Annotated in this window: 2 protein-coding genes; both read left to right on the forward strand. The window is 69.8% G+C overall.

Going from position 1 to position 407, the window contains the following annotated elements; all coding sequences use genetic code 11:
* Positions 1–42: 42 nt before the first annotated feature.
* A complete protein-coding gene (locus EHS43_RS45955; protein ID WP_030324097.1) occupies positions 43–222 on the forward strand; it encodes a mobile element transfer protein in 180 nt (59 codons plus the stop codon).
* 13 nt (positions 223–235) lie between these two features.
* Complete coding sequence (locus EHS43_RS47020; RefSeq protein WP_185806708.1) at positions 236–391, forward strand: hypothetical protein; 156 nt, start codon at positions 236–238, stop codon at positions 389–391.
* Positions 392–407: the final 16 nt, after the last annotated feature.

Raw genomic sequence — 407 nt, forward strand, 5'->3', positions numbered from 1 at the left:
ACCCCGTCCGTCGCCGCCCACCTTTGAGAAAGGACCGCTCACGTGACCCCGCGTTTCCGCAACGTCCGCCGCATCGGTCCCGTCCAGGTCGCCTCGTACCTGGCCCGTGGACGCAACCGTCACCTCGCCGCCTGCACGGCACCCCGCTGCGACTTCTCCGCCGAGTACGACAGCCGCGCCGCCGCCGAACTCGCCGCCCGTACCCACCGCTGCTCTGCCTGACAGGAGATCACCGATGGACGTCCCGCTCTGGTTCACCGTCCTCGTCGTCGCCGTCCTCGGCATCCAACTCGCCCGCCCGCCCTGGTGGCTCGTCGTCCTGCTCCTCCTCGGCGGCTACCTCGTCGCCAACAGCGTGCTTGCCCCCGCCGTCGCCGCCCTACTCAACTGACTTCAGAAAGGACCAG

It is taken from the genome of Streptomyces sp. RP5T (assembly GCF_003933965.1).
Classification (GTDB): Bacteria; Actinomycetota; Actinomycetes; order Streptomycetales; family Streptomycetaceae; genus Streptomyces.